This is a genomic window from Flavobacterium selenitireducens (assembly GCF_014748335.1).
Taxonomy (GTDB): Bacteria; Bacteroidota; Bacteroidia; order Flavobacteriales; family Flavobacteriaceae; genus Flavobacterium; species Flavobacterium selenitireducens.
In genome coordinates, this window is the sequence record NZ_JAAVIY010000001.1 from 314,870 (window position 1) to 331,505 (window position 16,636).

Annotated in this window: 16 protein-coding genes and 1 other RNA gene; 7 read left to right on the plus strand and 10 right to left on the minus strand. The window is 48.3% G+C overall.

The genetic code is table 11. The annotated features are described in order from the left end of the window. Positions 1–6 precede the first annotated feature (6 nt). The 3 genes from kdsB to HC229_RS01425 are packed head-to-tail and all read right to left on the minus strand — an operon-like array spanning position 7 to position 2,732. A complete protein-coding gene (gene kdsB, locus HC229_RS01415; RefSeq protein WP_191018649.1) occupies positions 7–738 on the minus strand; it encodes a 3-deoxy-manno-octulosonate cytidylyltransferase in 732 nt (243 codons plus the stop codon). Positions 739–783: 45 nt separating this feature from the next. Next, positions 784–1,305 (minus strand): MepB family protein, encoded by a 522-nt coding sequence (locus tag HC229_RS01420; protein WP_191018650.1) that lies wholly within the window; start codon positions 1,303–1,305, stop codon positions 784–786. A 2-nt stretch (positions 1,306–1,307) separates the two neighbouring features. Further along, a complete protein-coding gene (locus tag HC229_RS01425) occupies positions 1,308–2,732 on the minus strand; it encodes an ATP-dependent DNA helicase (protein ID WP_191019076.1) in 1,425 nt (474 codons plus the stop codon). 146 nt (positions 2,733–2,878) lie between these two features. Between HC229_RS01425 and HC229_RS01430 the strand changes: the two genes are divergently transcribed. Then, positions 2,879–3,700: a DUF3822 family protein gene (locus tag HC229_RS01430; protein WP_191018651.1), complete on the plus strand. Its 822-nt coding sequence runs from the start codon at positions 2,879–2,881 to the stop codon at positions 3,698–3,700. Then, on the plus strand, positions 3,697–4,260 hold the full coding sequence (gene rsmD, locus HC229_RS01435) for a 16S rRNA (guanine(966)-N(2))-methyltransferase RsmD (RefSeq protein WP_191018652.1): 564 nt from the start codon (positions 3,697–3,699) through the stop codon (positions 4,258–4,260). Before HC229_RS01430 ends, rsmD begins: the two co-directional genes overlap by 4 nt. Positions 4,261–4,419: 159 nt before the next feature. Here the strand turns inward: rsmD and rnpB are convergent. Beyond that, an RNA gene (rnpB, locus tag HC229_RS01440) (RNase P RNA component class A) lies at positions 4,420–4,728 on the minus strand. A 216-nt stretch (positions 4,729–4,944) separates the two neighbouring features. On the opposite strand from rnpB, the gene HC229_RS01445 reads away from it, so the two are divergent. The 3 genes from HC229_RS01445 to HC229_RS01455 all read left to right on the plus strand — a co-directional run bounded on the left by HC229_RS01445 (position 4,945) and on the right by HC229_RS01455 (position 7,069). Next, the gene (locus HC229_RS01445) at positions 4,945–5,256 is read left to right on the plus strand and encodes a hypothetical protein (RefSeq protein WP_191018653.1); all 312 of its coding nucleotides are present in this window, start codon (positions 4,945–4,947) and stop codon (positions 5,254–5,256) included. Then, on the plus strand, positions 5,257–6,333 hold the full coding sequence (locus HC229_RS01450; RefSeq protein WP_191018654.1) for a DNA topoisomerase IB: 1,077 nt from the start codon (positions 5,257–5,259) through the stop codon (positions 6,331–6,333). A gap of 106 nt (positions 6,334–6,439) precedes the next feature. Continuing rightward, entirely contained in the window at positions 6,440–7,069 is a 630-nt protein-coding gene (locus HC229_RS01455) for a hypothetical protein (protein WP_191018655.1), read from the plus strand. A gap of 103 nt (positions 7,070–7,172) precedes the next feature. Here HC229_RS01455 and HC229_RS01460 read toward each other — a convergent pair whose 3' ends face one another. Then, positions 7,173–8,783 carry a Na+/H+ antiporter gene (locus HC229_RS01460; RefSeq protein WP_191018656.1) on the minus strand — a complete coding sequence of 537 codons (1,611 nt, stop codon included), beginning with the start codon at positions 8,781–8,783 and terminating at the stop codon, positions 7,173–7,175. Between the two features lie 157 nt (positions 8,784–8,940). Between HC229_RS01460 and dnaX the strand changes: the two genes are divergently transcribed. Both dnaX and HC229_RS16560 read left to right on the plus strand, forming a co-directional pair. Beyond that, complete coding sequence (gene dnaX, locus HC229_RS01465; RefSeq protein WP_191018657.1) at positions 8,941–10,026, plus strand: DNA polymerase III subunit gamma/tau; 1,086 nt, start codon at positions 8,941–8,943, stop codon at positions 10,024–10,026. Beyond that, positions 9,963–10,670, plus strand: coding sequence for a DNA polymerase III subunit gamma/tau (locus HC229_RS16560; protein ID WP_223845489.1), 708 nt, complete (start codon positions 9,963–9,965; stop codon positions 10,668–10,670). Before dnaX ends, HC229_RS16560 begins: the two co-directional genes overlap by 64 nt. 9 nt (positions 10,671–10,679) lie before the next feature. Here the strand turns inward: HC229_RS16560 and HC229_RS01475 are convergent, their stop codons facing one another. The 5 genes from HC229_RS01475 to HC229_RS01495 form a co-directional block, all read right to left on the minus strand. Beyond that, positions 10,680–11,231, minus strand: coding sequence for a hypothetical protein (locus HC229_RS01475; protein WP_191018658.1), 552 nt, complete (start codon positions 11,229–11,231; stop codon positions 10,680–10,682). A 108-nt stretch (positions 11,232–11,339) separates the two neighbouring features. Next, positions 11,340–12,362, minus strand: coding sequence for a proline iminopeptidase-family hydrolase (locus tag HC229_RS01480; RefSeq protein ID WP_191018659.1), 1,023 nt, complete (start codon positions 12,360–12,362; stop codon positions 11,340–11,342). Between the two features lie 9 nt (positions 12,363–12,371). Beyond that, positions 12,372–13,262: a Ppx/GppA phosphatase family protein gene (locus tag HC229_RS01485; protein ID WP_191018660.1), complete on the minus strand. Its 891-nt coding sequence runs from the start codon at positions 13,260–13,262 to the stop codon at positions 12,372–12,374. Positions 13,263–13,353: 91 nt separating this feature from the next. Continuing rightward, positions 13,354–15,474, minus strand: a complete 2,121-nt coding sequence (gene ppk1, locus HC229_RS01490; RefSeq protein ID WP_191018661.1) for a polyphosphate kinase 1 — start codon at positions 15,472–15,474, stop codon at positions 13,354–13,356. Further along, positions 15,455–15,958, minus strand: a complete 504-nt coding sequence (locus HC229_RS01495; protein WP_191018662.1) for a SixA phosphatase family protein — start codon at positions 15,956–15,958, stop codon at positions 15,455–15,457. The genes ppk1 and HC229_RS01495 overlap by 20 nt, the downstream gene beginning before the upstream one ends. Between the last annotated feature and the right edge of the window lie 678 nt (positions 15,959–16,636).

Sequence of the window (16,636 nt, forward strand, 5' to 3'; positions counted from 1 at the left end):
GCCGCATCATCCCTTGAGCAACTGTCTCGCTTTTTGAAGGTCTTCGATCGTGTCGATGCCAATCCCGGCGTGTCGTGTTTCGATCATCCTGATGCGTTTCCCGAACTCGAGATAACGCAACTGCTCCAATTTTTCGGTGGCTTCGAGTGACTTCATAGGAAGTGCTGCAAAGTCCAGGATCGCCTGTTTGCGGAATGCATAGACGCCAATATGCCTGAAATATCGCGCGCCCGCTTCCCTGTCGCGCGCGAACGGGATCACCGAGCGCGAAAAGTAAAGCGCAAACCCGCTTTGGTCGGTAACGACTTTGACGATGTTGGGATTTTCGATGTCGTGCTCTTTTTTGATTTCGATCATCAGCGAGGCCAGGTCGACCTGCCTTCCGGGATCGTTGCGGAACACCTCAAGCACTTCGGCAAGCGGTTCTCCGTTTATGAACGGCTCGTCTCCCTGGACATTGACCACGATGTCGCAGTCGATATCGGCCACGGCTTCGGCTATCCGGTCACTGCCGGACTCGTGCTGCTTTTGGCTCATGATGGCCTTGCCTCCATTGACAATAATTTCGTTTTGGATGAGTTCCGAATCGGTAACCACAAAAACATCGTCGAACAACTTCGTCGCCACGGCTGCTTCGTAAGTTCTCCTGATGACGGTTTTCCCGCAAAGGTCCTGGAGGAGTTTGGCCGGAAACCGGGTTGAGGCGTAACGGGCGGGAATGACGGCGATTACTTTCATGGGAGGTTAGTTTGAGGTTTAAGTTTAAGGTTTAAAGTTTGGAGTTTAAGGTTTAAGGTTTGTTGAATGCAGGATTGGATCGATTATCGTCCTGAATTTCGCTTTTGCGGAATCCGGGTTCGCAAGATCGACAAAAAAGTCCTTCATCCAGCTTTTCGTGGATTGCGCCTGTTTGCTCAACGTGATGTCGAAATCACTGTAAAGCCGGAAGCCGCGTTTGCCTGGTTTGCGTCCGGAACCGATGATGCCGTGGCTGGCCAAAACCTGTTTGGGAAACACAAAAATGCCAAACTTTTCATTCTGTTCGACGGCGATTATACAACAGTCGAAATCATCGTCGAGGTGGTAAGGCGTCGTCTTGTTTTCGTGGTTTCGCTTCCAAAGCGTTGCGAACTGCCCTGTTTTCCTGGGCGTGATTTTGGCTTTCCGATACAATATCCGACAACTGTCGAGCGCAAACACGCAACCGTCGTATTCCCTGGACCCGACATCGGCTTGTCCGTCCGAAAAAATAAACCCAAGCGGGTTCCAGATTTCGCTGTCGATCCTGTACAAATCCTGCATCATCGTCAGTGTTCAAAAAAGTCGTCGGGAAACCCGATAAGGTATAATTTGTCCTGGGCGCGCGTCACGGCGGTATACAACCATCGGATGTAGTCGCGCGAAATGCCGTCCGGAAGATACGGCTGCTCGATAAAAACGGTATTCCATTGGCCTCCTTGTGATTTGTGGCACGTAATGGCGTAAGAAAACTTTACCTGCAACGCGTTGAAGTATTCGTTTGCCTTGACCTTCTGCAGCTTTCGATACTGGGCGCGTTCGTCTTCATAGTCCTCCATGACAGCCATATACAACTTGTTGGCTTCGTCGTATGTAAGCGATGCCGATTCGCTCGTGAGCGTGTCGAGCAGCAAAACGGTCTCGAACGGGCGCTGGTTCGGATAGTCGATCATGCGCACCTTTGCCTTGGCGAACTTGAATCCGTAAAGTTCCTTGATCCCAAACATTTCGAGTACTTCAACGATGTCGCCGTTGGCAATGAATCCGGCCTCGTCTGAATCGTTCAGCCAAAAATAATTGTTTTTGACGACCATCAGGTAATCCCCTACCGAGAGTTCGCTGTCCTTGTCGAGTATGCGTCCGCGGATTTGCTGGTTGTACTGGTTGGCGCGTTTGTTCGATCTCACGATAAAGGCGGTGTCTTCGATCGAAAAATTTCCGTAAGCCGAGTGGATCGCATCCTGTATGTCGTAACCATCTGTCAACCTGACGATATCCTTGAACGATTTGACGTCGAACTTGAATTCGGTAAAAAAATCGTCGTCGAGCAGTTCGCGAAGTTGGGTGGCGTTGTACAAAATCCCCGATGCTTCGGCCTGGCGCATGACCTCGTCGAATTCGATATGCGGAATGTCCATGCCATAGGAATTGATGAGGTTGTTGACCTCGAGGGCCGGGCTCACATCCGAATTTACCGGTGGCAGCTGGGCCGTGTCGCCGAGCATCAATATCTTGCAGTTCTTTCCGGTGTAGACGTATTCGATAAGGTCGTCGAGAAGCGAGCCGTTTTCGTAAAATTTCGAGTCCGAACCTGAATCGCCTATCATAGAGGATTCGTCCACGATAAAAATCGTATTGACGTGCTTGTTGGGCATCAGTTGGAACTGCACGCCGCCTCCGCTTCCTTTTTTGGGATAATAGATTTTCCGGTGGATCGTTTGGGCCTGTTTGCCTGAATATCCCGAAATCACTTTCGCCGCGCGTCCCGTGGGAGCGAGCAAAACATATCGTTTGTGGATCAAGGGCAAGGCGTTCACGAGCGTCGAAATCACCGTGGTCTTCCCTGTTCCCGCATATCCTTTGAGCACGAACATTTCATCCGGCTTCGAATTCGTGGCGAAATCAGCAATCATCTGGAAAAAGATGTCTTGCTTTGCCGTGGGCTGAAACGGGAATTCGCGTAGGAGGATGTGGTAGAAGGACGTCAATTGGATAATTAGATAATTAGACGATTAGATGATTAGATAATGAGTGACGCGATTGCAAATTTCGTGTTTAATTGATCGCTACCCAACACTTACCGCCATTATCTCATTGTCTCATTATCCAATTATCTAATTAAATTCCTAACTTCGCCCCAATGCTAGTCAACCGACCCAACATCACCGAAAAAAACTACCGCAAACTCAGCCTGCGCGTGCGGCCGGATGGTTTTTCGTATTGTACGACCGACACGTTGTCCGGCGCTGTCGTCGGGTTTGAGGAAGTTCGTTTTACCGATGTGGGCACGGGCCATAATGCGGAGGAGTTTTTTGTAAAAGCATTCGCCGACCGGCCCGAACTTCAGCAGCGTTTCGACCAGGTCGTGGTCACGCACGAAAACGGCCTGAGCACTTTTGTTCCGAAGGCTTTGTTCGACGAACATTACTTGGGCAGTTACCTCCAATATAATGTCAAGGTTTTCGAGACCGATTACGTGGCTTACGACGAGCTTCCGAATTACGAAATGAACAATGTGTACCTCCCGTTTTTGGCGATTAATAATTTCGTGGCCGACAAATTTGGGAACTTCGAGTACAAACACCTGAGCAGCGTGCTGGTCTCCAAATTGCTCGAGGGTTCCAAAAACAACGACGAAAAACAGGTGTTCGCGCATTTTGCGGACCATCGTTTCGAGCTCGTGGTTGCGCAAAACCAAAAGCTGTTGTTGTTCAATTCGTTCGACTACCGTACAAAAGAAGATTTTATATACTATTTGCTGTTCGCGGCCGAACAACTCAACCTGAATCCTGAGTTTTTCAAGTTGCATCTGCTGGGCGATATCAGCGAGGATTCCGATTGTTACCAAATCGCCTATCGCTACGTGCGCAACGTCTCGCTTCTCGATGTTTCGAGGCTGCAGTCGCGCAATGCGCTTTCCGAGTCTGAAAACCGCAAACACTTTATTCTTTTCCAATCGTGAGGATCATTTCAGGACAGTTCAAGGGGCGTCGCATATCGGCTCCCAAAAACCTGCCGGTGCGCCCCACGACGGACATGAGCAAAGAATCGCTGTTCAACATCCTCAACAACCATTTTGACTTTGACGGACTGCGTATCCTGGACCTGTTTTCAGGAACGGGCAATATCTCTTACGAATTCGGGTCGCGAGGCGCGGAACACATCGTCTCGGTCGATGCTGATTTCGGATGTGTGAAGTTCATCAAGCAAACCGCTGCCGAATTCGGTTTTCCGATAACGGCCATCAAGGCGAGCGTCCTTTCTTTCCTTGAAAAGGCTTCGGGTCAATACGACATCATCTTTGCCGATCCGCCTTACGATATGGCACAAAAAGATTTTGAGAAAATCGTCCTGGCTGTTTTTGAAAAAGGGCTTCTGTCGGAAGAAGGCATGATGGTCATCGAACATTCAAAATACACGCTGATGGACGCCCTGCCGAACTTCAGCTTCCAGAAAAATTACGGTGGATCGCGCTTCACGTTTTTTGAATTTCCCGGCTCTGAAGAAGAATCCCGGGACTGACTTAGCCCGGATTGAAGCGAAAACCCTTTTGACGACAAACGGCGAATTTTGCCGAATTGGGGCGGCGACCAACGGAAGCCGGCTCGATTTGCTGCAAAATGGCGTTTGTTGAAAAAGGTTGAAGTGCAAAGCCGGATCAGCTCCTGATCACTTCGACATAAAAAAAACAGGCCTGTAAGCCGGGTTCTGTACTCAAAAGAGCCCTTATCATTTATCTGGATCGCACATTGCTGGACGATTCTATCTGCCTACCCTCCGACAACGGGCGAGCAGCCCTTAATTGCCGGTATACTTGACATTTCACCGCATAGAGTTTACCTGGTTTCACTACAGCCGAACTGTACTTGCTTTCTGTTGCACTTGTCCTCCGCAACGTTGCCGATGCGTGACGGGCGTTACCCGCTATGCTGCTCTATGGTGCCCGGACTTTCCTCCACTCTTGCGAGCAGCGATAAGGCGGCCTGTTGCGCAAAAATACGACAATATGCGGATGATGCAATCTTTCTTTTTAAAACTGTAAATAGTTCAGAAGGGGGAATTTTAACTTTATAATTGGCAAATGGGAATTAGCGAATTAGCGAATTAGATAATTAGATCATTGGATAATTAGATGATGAAATTCCTGCGGCACGAAATAACCGGATTGACAACAAACAAATCAACAAAAAATAAACAACAAACATTATGGAACGCAACATGTATCACTACGCCACCGTCTCGAAAGCACTTGAAGAGTTGGCACAGAAAGGATTCACTACAGATTTTAACCTTGAGGAAGAACGCATTACGGGAAATCCCGATGGTTTCGAAATCGTACACATTTATCGCTATGAAGGCGAAAGCGATCCGGGAGACGAAGCTACGGTTTACGGAATCCGCTCCAATAAAGGTGAAATGGGCGTTTTCGTAGCCGGGGATTTGTCGATGGATGACAAGAACGCCACGAAGGTTTTGCACGACCTTAGCATCAAAGGGCGTGAGCAACAGCAGAATTAAATGGACAGGTTACAGACAAAACTTGAAAAGATTGGCCGCGACCCTAAAACGACTGCGAAAGCTGTCGGATTACGGTACGCGGCTTTTTCAGGAAAAGGCTATTTCAGGAAGCGCAAAGGCGACGGCTTTTTCTATGTCGATGAGAATGGAAGCAAGGTCAATTCGGAGGCAATTCTCGATCGCATCAAAAAATTGGTGGTCCCTCCTGCTTGGGAAAATGTTTGGATATCGCCTTTCGAAAACGGTCATTTACAGGTTACGGGAGTCGACAAACTCGGCCGCAAGCAGTATCGCTATCACCCGGATTGGAACAAGATACGCAACCAATCGAAGTTCTTCCGGTTGCGGAATTTTGCCAAGGCGCTGCCGACGATACGCAAACAGGTTGAGAAAGACCTGAACCGGAAAGGGCTTCCGTACGAAAAAGTGTTGGCGCTTGTTGTAAAACTGATAGAAGACACGAACATCAGGATTGGGAACGACGCCTATAAAAAACTCTACGGTTCGTTTGGGTTGACAACTTTGCGCGACAAGCATGTCAAGTTCGAGAAGTCGGGAGTCAAATTCGAGTTCGTCGGAAAAAAAGGCGTTCGCCACAGCATCTCGCTCCAGAGCCGCAAACTCGCCAACCTGGTCAAGAAGTGCAAGGACATTCCGGGTCAGGAACTGTTCCAGTATTACGATGATGACGGAAGGCATTGCACGATTGGTTCGTCCGACGTCAATTCTTACCTTAAAGAAATCACCGGACAAGACTTTACGGCTAAAGATTTCAGGGCGTGGTCAGGCAGCGTGACGGCATTGCAATGCTTTCGCGAAATCGGCCCATCTGAAACCAAAACCGAGGAAAAGAAAAAAGTGGTGGAAGTCATCGATTGCGTCGCCCACAAACTGGGTAATACGCGATCGGTTTGCCGTAAGTATTATGTGCATCCGACGGTAATCGCGGCTTATGAGAATGGTCGCATCGACACCTACAAAGTGAGGCAAAACATCAAGAACAATGAACTCGATGCCGAGGAGGAAGCGTTGGTGCGGTTGCTAGAAAATGAGAAAATCGCGGAAGTATTGGGTTAGGTTTCGCAGGAATTTCTGATGCAAGAATTTCCAAAGGTAAAAATCCTCACGCCAACTACCAATAACCTCTCCATAATTTCCGTTAACGTCGATCAAACTGTCAACCATGAAACGATTCCCAATAATGGCCGCCCTGTTTTTTGTCGCACTCTCGGTTTCCTGTAAACGGTCGGAGCCGGAATCAATAGTTCACGCTATTCCAACCGACACCACAAACGTTCCCATCGAACGGCCGGCCCCGAATACTTCCGTCATCGCCGGGAAATCAATCGGGAACATCGAACTTGAAATGGACGCCCAACGACTCGAATCCCTGCTCGGCGCGCCCGATTTGTCCGATTCGGCTATGGGAAAATCGTGGATGACGTGGTATTCCGATAATTCCGAAGCCGTTTCCGGAAAATACGAACTCAATGTCTTTACCGCCTACAAAGACGATGCGATGGACGAAAGAGTCGTGCGGCTTGTTCGCGTGACCTCTCCCGAATTTACAGTGGATTCCATCGGGACAGGCAAAAAGATGTCGGACGTTACCTCTAAATTTCCCGCCATTGCGAACGTAGGGGATTACACATTCGGCAAAACCAAAGGATTCGTATCGCTATACGACGATCAGGACGGCGGTGTTGCCTTTGAATTCTTGAACGACAGTTGCATCGGGATCATTATCCATCCGAGAGGCCAGGACGTCACCTTGGATTACCGCACGTTTCGACCTGACATGACGTTAAAATGATCCAATCCCAGCCTAAAAGAAAGTTGTCGGTAAACTTTAAACCTTAAACTTTAAACTTTAAACTTTAAACTTTAAACAAACTTTAAACCTTAAACTTTAAACTCTAAAAATGAAACTGGCGCACCAACTTTGCCTCGTCGAGATCGAGTTGCAGTTGCGCTTTGCGGATTTCTTCATCAGAGAAGAAATGTTCCCGTCTCAGCATCGACAATTCCTGTCGTTGCGCGGCATACAAATCCTGTAGGATCGCGCGATATTGGTCGAGTTCCTTGACCTGCGCCCCCTCTTGCAACGGAGAAGTCAGCTTGCGCGAAATGACTTCCACCTGGTTTTCAAGGTCACGGTGCAAAAAACCGACGAGTTCGTTTTCGATCATTTCGTTTTTGTATTTGCGGTTGAGCCGTGATAAGGCGGCGTGTTTCAGTCGCAGCCGGATGCCGGCTTGTTGTTCTTCTTCCGGCAGGATGGGATCGATTTCGCGCAGCTTGATCAGCCGGACGATCAGCGGAAGCGTCAATCCTTGAAAAACGAGGGTCACCAGGATCACGACAAACGTGATGAACAGGATCAGGCTCCGATAAGGAAAGGCGTCTCCGTTGGAAAGCGTTACCGGAATCGACAAGGCCGTTGCCAACGAGACCACGCCGCGCATTCCGGCCCAACTGATCACAAGCGGGCCCTTCCAGCCAGGATGCGGTTCCTTCCTGACCTTGGCGCTCATCATCCTGGGAACGTAAGCCGCCGGAAAAACCCAGATGAACCGCAATACGATGATGATGCCGCTGATCAGCAGTCCGTATTTGATGCCTTCCCCTATCGAGTATTCTCCCAAACCGTTGACGATATGCGGCAATTCAAGTCCGATCAGGATAAAGACCAACGTGTTCATCGCAAAAATCAACGTGGTCCAGACGCCGAGCATGTTGATGCGTGTGGTGCCAGTCACGAAAATCTCATGCGAGCGGAACGAGATGAAAAGTCCGCCGCTGACGACCGCCATTACGCCCGAAAAGTGGAAATGTTCTGCCGTAAGGAACAATATATATGGTGTCATCACGGTTAGGGTCGCGTCAATCGCGGGTGTAGTGGGCAGAAATTTGTGGATGGCATACATCACATGGGCGATCACCAATCCCACGACGACACCCATTCCGGCCACGAGGAAAAATTGTCCGACGGCCACTTCGAACGAAAAAAATCCGGTCATGACCGCGGCAAGGGCGAACCGAAAAACGATCAGTGAGGACGCATCGTTTACGAGACTTTCTCCTTCAAGGATGGTCAGCAGCCGCTTGGGAACCGGCAATCCTTTGAGGACGGTAGCCGCAGCAATGGCGTCAGGTGGCGAGATGATGCCGCCGAGCAAAAATCCGAGCGCCAATGTAAAACCCGGAATCAGGGAGTTCGTAAAATAGGCCACCGCCATTGAGGTAAAAAACACCAGTCCGAACGCCAGGAGCCCGATTGGCCGTCTCCATTTCCAGAAATCTTTCCAGGACGTATACCAGGCCGCTTCGAAAAGCAAAGGAGGGAGAAAGATCAGGAAAATGACCTCCGGATCGAGCACGGTTTCAGGCATACCCGGAATAAGGCTTACGCCGAGCCCCGAAAGCACAAGGAAAATCGGATAGGCGACGTTGAGTTTTTTGGCCAGCATCACCAACAACATGACGACGAACAAAAGACCGAGAATCAAAAGCAAATCGTGGTGCATGCTAAAACTGGATGTTAAAAAAGAATGCCCAAAAGTACATATTTTAAACAAGCCTCACGATTGTTGATAACTGCCTATTTTGTGTATTTTTTGACAGCTTAAAGTTTTCCGGACACCAAAAAATACAACTATATTTGTGCTCTTGCCCAAAGTGCCAATGGAACAATTCGTAGTATCAGCCCGCAAATATCGACCGCAGACGTTCAAGGACGTCGTCGGGCAACAGGCCATTACGAATACGTTGCTCAATGCCATCGAAACCAACCATTTGGCCCAGGCGTTGCTGTTTACGGGTCCGAGAGGCGTCGGAAAGACGACATGCGCCCGCATTCTTGCGCGCAAGATCAACCAGCCGGGTTATGACGATCCCAATGAGGATTTCGCGTTCAATGTATTCGAGCTCGATGCGGCCTCGAACAACTCCGTAGACGACATCCGCAACCTGATCGACCAAGTGCGGATCCCGCCTCAGACCGGTCAGTATAAAGTGTACATCATCGATGAGGTACACATGCTGTCGACTTCTGCTTTCAACGCTTTCCTCAAAACGTTGGAAGAACCGCCGAAGCATGCGATTTTCATCCTGGCCACGACCGAAAAACACAAAATCCTTCCGACAATCTTGTCGCGCTGCCAGATTTTCGATTTCAAGCGCATTACGGTAAAGGACGCCAAGGAGCATTTGGCGGAAGTTGCCCAAAGCCAAGGCATTACGGCGGAAGACGACGCATTGCACATCATCGCCCAAAAAGCAGACGGTGCCATGCGCGACGCTTTGTCGATATTCGACCGCGTCGTGTCTTATTGCGGTACGAACCTCACGCGGCAAGCCGTTACCGAAAACCTCAATGTACTTGACTACGAGACTTATATCCAGGTTACCGACCTTATCCTTGAAAATAAGATTCCGGAATTGCTCGTGACGTACAACGACATTCTTGCGAAAGGTTTCGATGGACATCATTTCATCGCCGGACTTGCTTCCCATTTTCGCGACCTGCTCGTGTGCCAGACGCCGGCAACATTAAAATTGCTCGAGAAGGGAGAAACCGCCCAGCAGTTGTACTCGAGCCAATCGTTGCGCGCCGACCGAAATTTCCTGATGAAGGGAATAGAATTGGCCAACGACGCTGATTTGAAATTCAAAGTGAGCCAAAACCAGCGCTTGCTTGTCGAACTTTGCCTGATGCAATTGGCCTCCATCACTTACGATGGAGAAAAAAAAAAGTTGACGGCTTTATAATTCCAGCCAATTTCTATTACGGACGCGTCAAGGAAATCGAAGTGGCCACGCCGGAAATCGTGATTGCGCCTCCTCCGGTTGCCGAGGCCCCGAAACAAATCCTTACCCAGGAAATTACGAGTGTCGAAAGAGTGGCAGTTTCAGATGGGCGAACTTCAATCACCCAGACCACTGTCGTGAAACAAAACGCCCCGGTTTCGGCCTTGTCGCTTTCCAGTATCCGCGCCAAACGCGAGCTCGAGCAGTCGCAAAAATCGATCGTGCGCGAAACCGTACACCTTACTGAAGCGTTTACGGAAAACGACATGTTGCTGCAATGGAACAAATATGCGCAACGTCTTTCGGACAACGGACAAAAAATCATGGAAGCATTGTTGTTGATAAACGATCCGAAGCTTGAAGGCACGACTATCGTCCATGAACTGCCGAACGAAGGGTCGAAGCTCGATTTTGAGAGCGGTCTGCACGATCTCGTCGGATATTTAAGAGGTAAATTGCACAACCACGATCTTTCGATCCGTATCGTCGTCAACGAAAAAATGGAAACCAAAAGAGCTTTTACGCCCCAGGACCGCTACAACAGGCTGAATCAGATCAATCCCAATCTCGATACGCTGAGACGGACATTCGATCTCGATTTTTAATCAGACAAATTATATCGGAAACGTAAAACCGACAGCGGCTGCACCGTTGAATTGATCCAGTTTGTAATGCTCGAAGTAGGTAAGCTTGATTTCGATGTTGTGTTTGCGTCCGACCGCGACACCCAGCGAAAACGGAAAATGTGGCGTCAACCCGCTTTTTTGTACATCGATAAGAGGTGTGCGTGTTTCGAAATATCCGGCGGACATACCGAACCCTGCCTCGACAAAAGGAGCTACATAAGGAATGGGAGCCGCAATCCTGACTTTTGCCCCAAGCAAAAAAGCGTTGGATTTTACGCGGGCTTCGATCGGTTCTTTCTCTACGTTTTCGCCAGATGAGAAAATCATACCGGCATAAGGCCTCACGCCAAACCAGCTCAACGGGCTCCAAACGTATTCCGCCTGGGCGTAAAAGCCGGAGGAATTGACCTCGATATCTTCTGAAGTATACACATAGCCCAATCCCGCGGAAGCGGTGATGAATTCTCCTTTTTTTGGTTGGGCCAATACAGAAAAGCCGGTAAGGCAAAACAGGGCAGTGACAATGACAGTAAAGCGCATGAGGTAGTTTTAAAGCCGCAAACTTAGGTTATTTTTTGCAAGCATCACACGCGGCGATCGTTAAATCATACACACAAAAACAGTCAAATGGCTGCGACGCCTAGGTGATTATTTTACGTCGATGATGAACTTCGTGAGCCCGTCAAAATAAGTTTTCTGATCGTCATACAGGCTCATGTGGCTGCCATTGGCACAATACAAATACTGGCCTTTTGGCAATTGCTTCGACATCCATTCCATATAGGTCGGATCCATCGTGTCGTATTTGGCGCCAATGACGAGGGTCGGTATCCCGATGTTTTTGAGGTCTTTGCTCCTGTCCCATTTTTCGAGCTTGCCCGAGATCCCGAATTCACTTGGGCCCTGCATGGTTACGTAAAGCGATTGGTTCATCTTGCCGAGTCCTCTGTTTACAGGGTCGGGCCATTCGGCAGCCGGCATGCGCAAAACATGCTGCTCGTAAAAATTCGGAAGTAAAAGTTGCATGTATTCCGGGTTTGAAAAATCTTTCCGGGCCTCGATCTCACGCACTCTTTTGAGCACTTCCGGTTTCATTTGTTTTGCAAGGACTTCGGAGTATTTGCCATATTCGGGAGCGCTCGCCATCATATTGGAAATGACCAGGCCTTTGAGTTGTTGGGGATATTTGAGCGCATATTCGATCGCCAGAACGCCGCCCCATGAATGTCCGAGCACGAAAAAATTTTCTTTGGAAAGTTGCAGCGCCTTGCGGACTTGCTCCACTTCTTCTACATACCTTGGCAAATCCCAAAGTGTCGTATCGTTCGGATTGTCCGAAAAGCCGGTTCCGAGCTGATCGTAATAGATGAACTCGATTTCCTTCTCCGGCAAGAAGTTTTCCATGCATTCGAAATATTCGTGAGAAGCGCCCGGCCCGCCGTTGAGCAGCAACAATTTCATTTTCGGATTGTTTCCGAAGCGTTTCGTCCAAACCTTGAACCTGCCTTTTGGCGTCTCAATCTCGATTACCTTGACATTTCCATTTTGAATACCGTCCGTCGTCCTGGCAAAATAAGATGATGCCGTCTTTTTCTCGGGAGTTTCCGACTGGTTTTGGCAACCGAAAAGGGAAACGCAAAACGCCAGCGCGCCAAAAGCAAATGTTTTCATACTAAAAGTTTAAATCTTACCGAAATATAACGCTTTTATGATGCCATCCGACAGTCCGATCTTGGGTACGTAAATGTTGCGCGCCCCGCTCCACTTCATCGCGTTGAGATAGATCTGTAGCGCTGGGATGATGACGTCGGCACGGTCTGCGTTGAGGCCAAGTTCTGAGATCCGCTGCTCGTAAGACATCGCGTTCATAACCGAATATTGCGAATTCAGGTACATATACGAAAGCGGTTTTTCCTGCAACTTTCCGGATAATTTGAAGATCTTGTTGATGTTTCCGCCCGACCCGATAAGACTGATATTTTCGTATTCGGCCGTGTTTTCGCGAACCCACGATTCAATTTCGGCCCAAACCGACTCGTGCACCATGTTGTTGATGAAGCGGACCGTCCCGATACGAAACGACTTGGAAGCCACGATCTTTCCGTTTGAAAACAATGAAAATTCAGTGCTCCCGCCGCCAACGTCTACATATAAATAAGTATTGTCGGTCTTGAGCAGGAAATGCAAATCGGTCGAGGCGATGATGGCGGCCTCTTTTTTGCCGTCGATGATTTCGATCTGTATTTCCGACTCTTCAGCGATGCGTTCCACGACTTCTTTTCCGTTGTCGGCCTCGCGCATTGCCGAAGTCGCGCAAGCCATATATTTTTCGACCTTGTGCACCTTCATCAATAATTTATAGGCTTTCATCGCGTCGACCATGCGCACGATGTTTTCCTCTGAGATTTCGCCTTTAGTAAACACGTCCTGCCCCAATCGGATCGGGACGCGCACGAGCGAACTCTTGCTGAACTGTGTTTCTTTGCCGGCCTCTTCAATAATGTTGGCCACGAGCAATCGAATGGCGTTGGAGCCAATGTCTATCGCGGCGTATTTTCTGATGGTAATCAATTTTTCGTCGAGTTGTTTACTGTTTGTTTTTTTGCGAGCTGCGCCCCATCGTTTTGGGTCCGCCTTGAGGGACTTATTTTATCAATAATTTTTAATTATTAATCGAAACCTCGGTTTCTGCAATCATGTCCTGATAATAACGGTACATTTCGAACTGGGCGCGGAACACCGGGTTTTCTCCTCTCGGACGGTAAATATTGTCGAGTTTTTCAGAATGCAGGCGGGCCTTTACATTTCCTTTCCATCCGATCTCAAAGGTTTCCATCAGTTCTCTTTTTATTTCCTCGTCGTAAATCGGGCACGTGACTTCTACCCTTGCGTCGAGATTGCGTCGCATGAGGTCGGCCGATCCGATGAACACTTCCGGACGGTCGTCGTTGCAAAAAACAAACAATCGCGAATGCTCGAGGAAATTGTCGACGATGCTGATGGCTTCGATATTCTCGCTCATTCCCGGAACGCCCGGTATCAAGGCGCAGATTCCGCGTATCTGCAAACGCACTTTGACGCCCGCTTTCGAGGCATCGTACAATTTGTCGATCATCGGGAAATCCGAAAGGCTGTTCATTTTCATGTCGATATAAGCCGGGCGTCCCAACGTTGCATTGAGGATCTCGCGATCGATCATCTTGCCGAACTTCGTGCGCGTGTAGTGAGGCGAGACGATCAGGTGCTTGTAACGGTGCAACCTGTAATTGACCTCGAAAAAATCGAACACTTTCGAGGCTTCTTTAAGGATTTGCTGATGGCTCGTAAACAATGTGATGTCGGTGTAAAAACGGGCCGTTCCCTCGTTGAAGTTGCCTGTCGAAATAAAACCGTATCGCTTGAGTTTGCCTTTTTCGATGCGGTCGACCACGCATATTTTGCTGTGGACTTTTAGGCCTTTGATGCCGAAAATGAGGTTGATGCCCTCGGTTTGCATCTGTTCGGCATACGAAATGTTGCTGGCCTCGTCAAAGCGGGCCTGAAGTTCGATCTGGACGGTGACCTTCTTGCCGTTTTTCGCCGCGTTGACCAGAGAGCTCACGATTTGTGAATTCTGGGCCAATCTATATAAGGTGATTTTTATGTTGGTCACGTTCGGATCCAGGGCCGCCTCGCGCAGGAATTTGATCAGGTACGAAAACGACTGGTAAGGCGCATATACCATATAATCCTTATGGGCGATCTTGTTGAGAACGCTTCCGTCGAGGCCGAGACCTTTCACGGGAACGGGAGGCTTCGTCTTGTAAAGCAAATCGTATCGGCCCAGGTTCGGGAAGTCCATATAGTCGCGACGGTTGTGGTAGCGTCCGCCGGGAATGATGGAATCCGAGGAGTCGATCTCGAGATGCGTCAGGAAAAATTTGAGCGTGTCCTTGCCTATCGATTGATCGTAAACGAAGCGCACGGGTTCGCCTATACGCCTGTCCTTAACGGATGTCGCGATTTTTTCGAGCATGGATTTCGACATATCGGAATCGATGTCGAGTTCCGCATCGCGCGTAATCTTGATCATGTGCGCCTTGACGCTTTTATAGTCGAAGATATTGAACAAACTGTCGAGGTTATATCGGATGACGTCGTCGAGCAACATCACGAACTGTTTGTCGTCAACCTGGGGAAGCACCACAAACCGGTTGATGGTCTTTGGCATTTCGATCAACGCATAACGCACCTCGCGCTTGGACTTCATGAGGTTCAGCAACGGATTCTTGTCGGCTGGCGAATTCAGCACCAGTTTCACCGCAAGGTAACCGGCGGTATCTTTGAGCAACGGGAATTCCGCAAGGTCGTTGAGGATGATCGTGACAAGAGCCGGGCTTACCTTCTGGATAAAGAAGTCCTTTATAAACGTCTCCTGTTCAGGTGTCACTTCCTTTTCGTTTATCATGAAAATGTTCTCTTTGGCCAACTGGCTTTCGATCACATTGAGGATACGCAAACTCTCGGATTGCTGCCGGATCACGATCTCGGTGATTTCTTTGAGCAACTGGTGCGCCGATGCGCCGCCGAGCAACTTTTCACCCGATTCACCGGATAGCGCCAAACGCCGTATCGCCGCAAAACGCACGCGGAAAAATTCGTCGAAATTATTTGAAAATATGCCCAGGAACCGAAGCCTTTCAAGCAAAGGGACAGTTTCGTCCCCGGCTTCCTGCAACACTCTCGCATTGAACGCGAGCCAACTTTTTTCTCTGTCTAGATACCTATATTGGTTTGAATTCATTCTTTAAATCTCTTGGGAAAAGCACCTTTCGCGTCCGGCCTTTGGCGATTCCGCTCCAGTGGTCGGAATCAAATGTAAGCGAGACGACGCCCGAGGTGGTTACATTATCGATAAAGATATCCCCAAATTTATTGACAAAATTCGTGATGGCCTCGTTATGCCCGAAAAGAATAACGTTATCGTAATCGTTGTTCAGGGCGCGCACGTTATTTTCAAGCTGGCGCCCATCGAACGTATACAGCTCGTCTATATATTGGATGCTTTCTACAGGATAGGAAACGTTCTGTGCGAAAATTACCGCCGTCTCAGACGCTCTTTTAGCAGGACTGCTCATGATCACGAAGGTTTTCGGAAGCTCCTCTACCAAAGAGGCAGACACCAGGTGCGCATCCATTATGCCACGTTGCTGCAACGGGCGGTCGATATCGCGTAAAGGTGCATCCCAACTGGACTTCGCGTGTCTAACGACGATTAAGTTCTTCATAATAAAGGATTTAGTTGTGAGCTTCAATTTAAGAAAAAAACAACGACGCCCAAACTTTTTAGGGCGATTTTAAAAACGGTTGGACGTTTTTCGTTCGACGTTAAACCAAACGTTCGGAACCGCGCTCCAATTTAGATTTTATAAGAAGTTTCTGAAGCAACTCGTCCAAAATTTCCGTTTACCGACAAAAAATCGATTGCTTTACGATTAAAAACACATATAAACGACGAACTACTTTTTTTGTCCGAATGTTAACGATCGACAAAATGTTATTAACAACCCGCTGTTTATTGATTTTGTAAGAAATTAAACTCAGAAAATCCAGATAAATGCATTTTATCGATATATTTTTACCTTTTGTCGATGTTTTATTTGGTAAGTATTTTTATTACATATACTTTCGACGGGGTAAACTCCTAAATATTCGCAAAATTGATAAGAAAACACGTCCAAATTTTATTCAAAATCAGTAAGTATTTTATTATAAAAATGCCTGTTTCGATCGAAATCAAGTGAGCCGAAAGTCACAAAAAATGTCTTTGAACGACTTTTCGGGTCATTTACAGAGGAAATGAAACAAAATTAGACACAGTATCTAATTTAGCCCACCGATTCGTCGACCACCTCCAACATGTGCCGACATTCGAAAAGTGAAAACGCATTGAAAATGAAAAACAA

Coding starts and splice junctions, on each gene's coding strand:
- HC229_RS01445 (WP_191018653.1), top strand. CDS start 4,945: ATGGAACGCAACATGTATCACTACGCCACCGTCTCGAAAGCACTTGAA.
- HC229_RS01495 (WP_191018662.1), bottom strand. CDS start 15,958: ATGAAGAACTTAATCGTCGTTAGACACGCGAAGTCCAGTTGGGATGCA.
- HC229_RS01420 (WP_191018650.1), bottom strand. CDS start 1,305: ATGATGCAGGATTTGTACAGGATCGACAGCGAAATCTGGAACCCGCTT.
- dnaX (WP_191018657.1), top strand. CDS start 8,941: ATGGAACAATTCGTAGTATCAGCCCGCAAATATCGACCGCAGACGTTC.
- HC229_RS01460 (WP_191018656.1), bottom strand. CDS start 8,783: ATGCACCACGATTTGCTTTTGATTCTCGGTCTTTTGTTCGTCGTCATG.
- HC229_RS01455 (WP_191018655.1), top strand. CDS start 6,440: ATGAAACGATTCCCAATAATGGCCGCCCTGTTTTTTGTCGCACTCTCG.
- kdsB (WP_191018649.1), bottom strand. CDS start 738: ATGAAAGTAATCGCCGTCATTCCCGCCCGTTACGCCTCAACCCGGTTT.
- HC229_RS01480 (WP_191018659.1), bottom strand. CDS start 12,362: ATGAAAACATTTGCTTTTGGCGCGCTGGCGTTTTGCGTTTCCCTTTTC.
- HC229_RS01430 (WP_191018651.1), top strand. CDS start 2,879: ATGCTAGTCAACCGACCCAACATCACCGAAAAAAACTACCGCAAACTC.
- ppk1 (WP_191018661.1), bottom strand. CDS start 15,474: ATGAATTCAAACCAATATAGGTATCTAGACAGAGAAAAAAGTTGGCTC.
- HC229_RS01450 (WP_191018654.1), top strand. CDS start 5,257: ATGGACAGGTTACAGACAAAACTTGAAAAGATTGGCCGCGACCCTAAA.
- HC229_RS01475 (WP_191018658.1), bottom strand. CDS start 11,231: ATGCGCTTTACTGTCATTGTCACTGCCCTGTTTTGCCTTACCGGCTTT.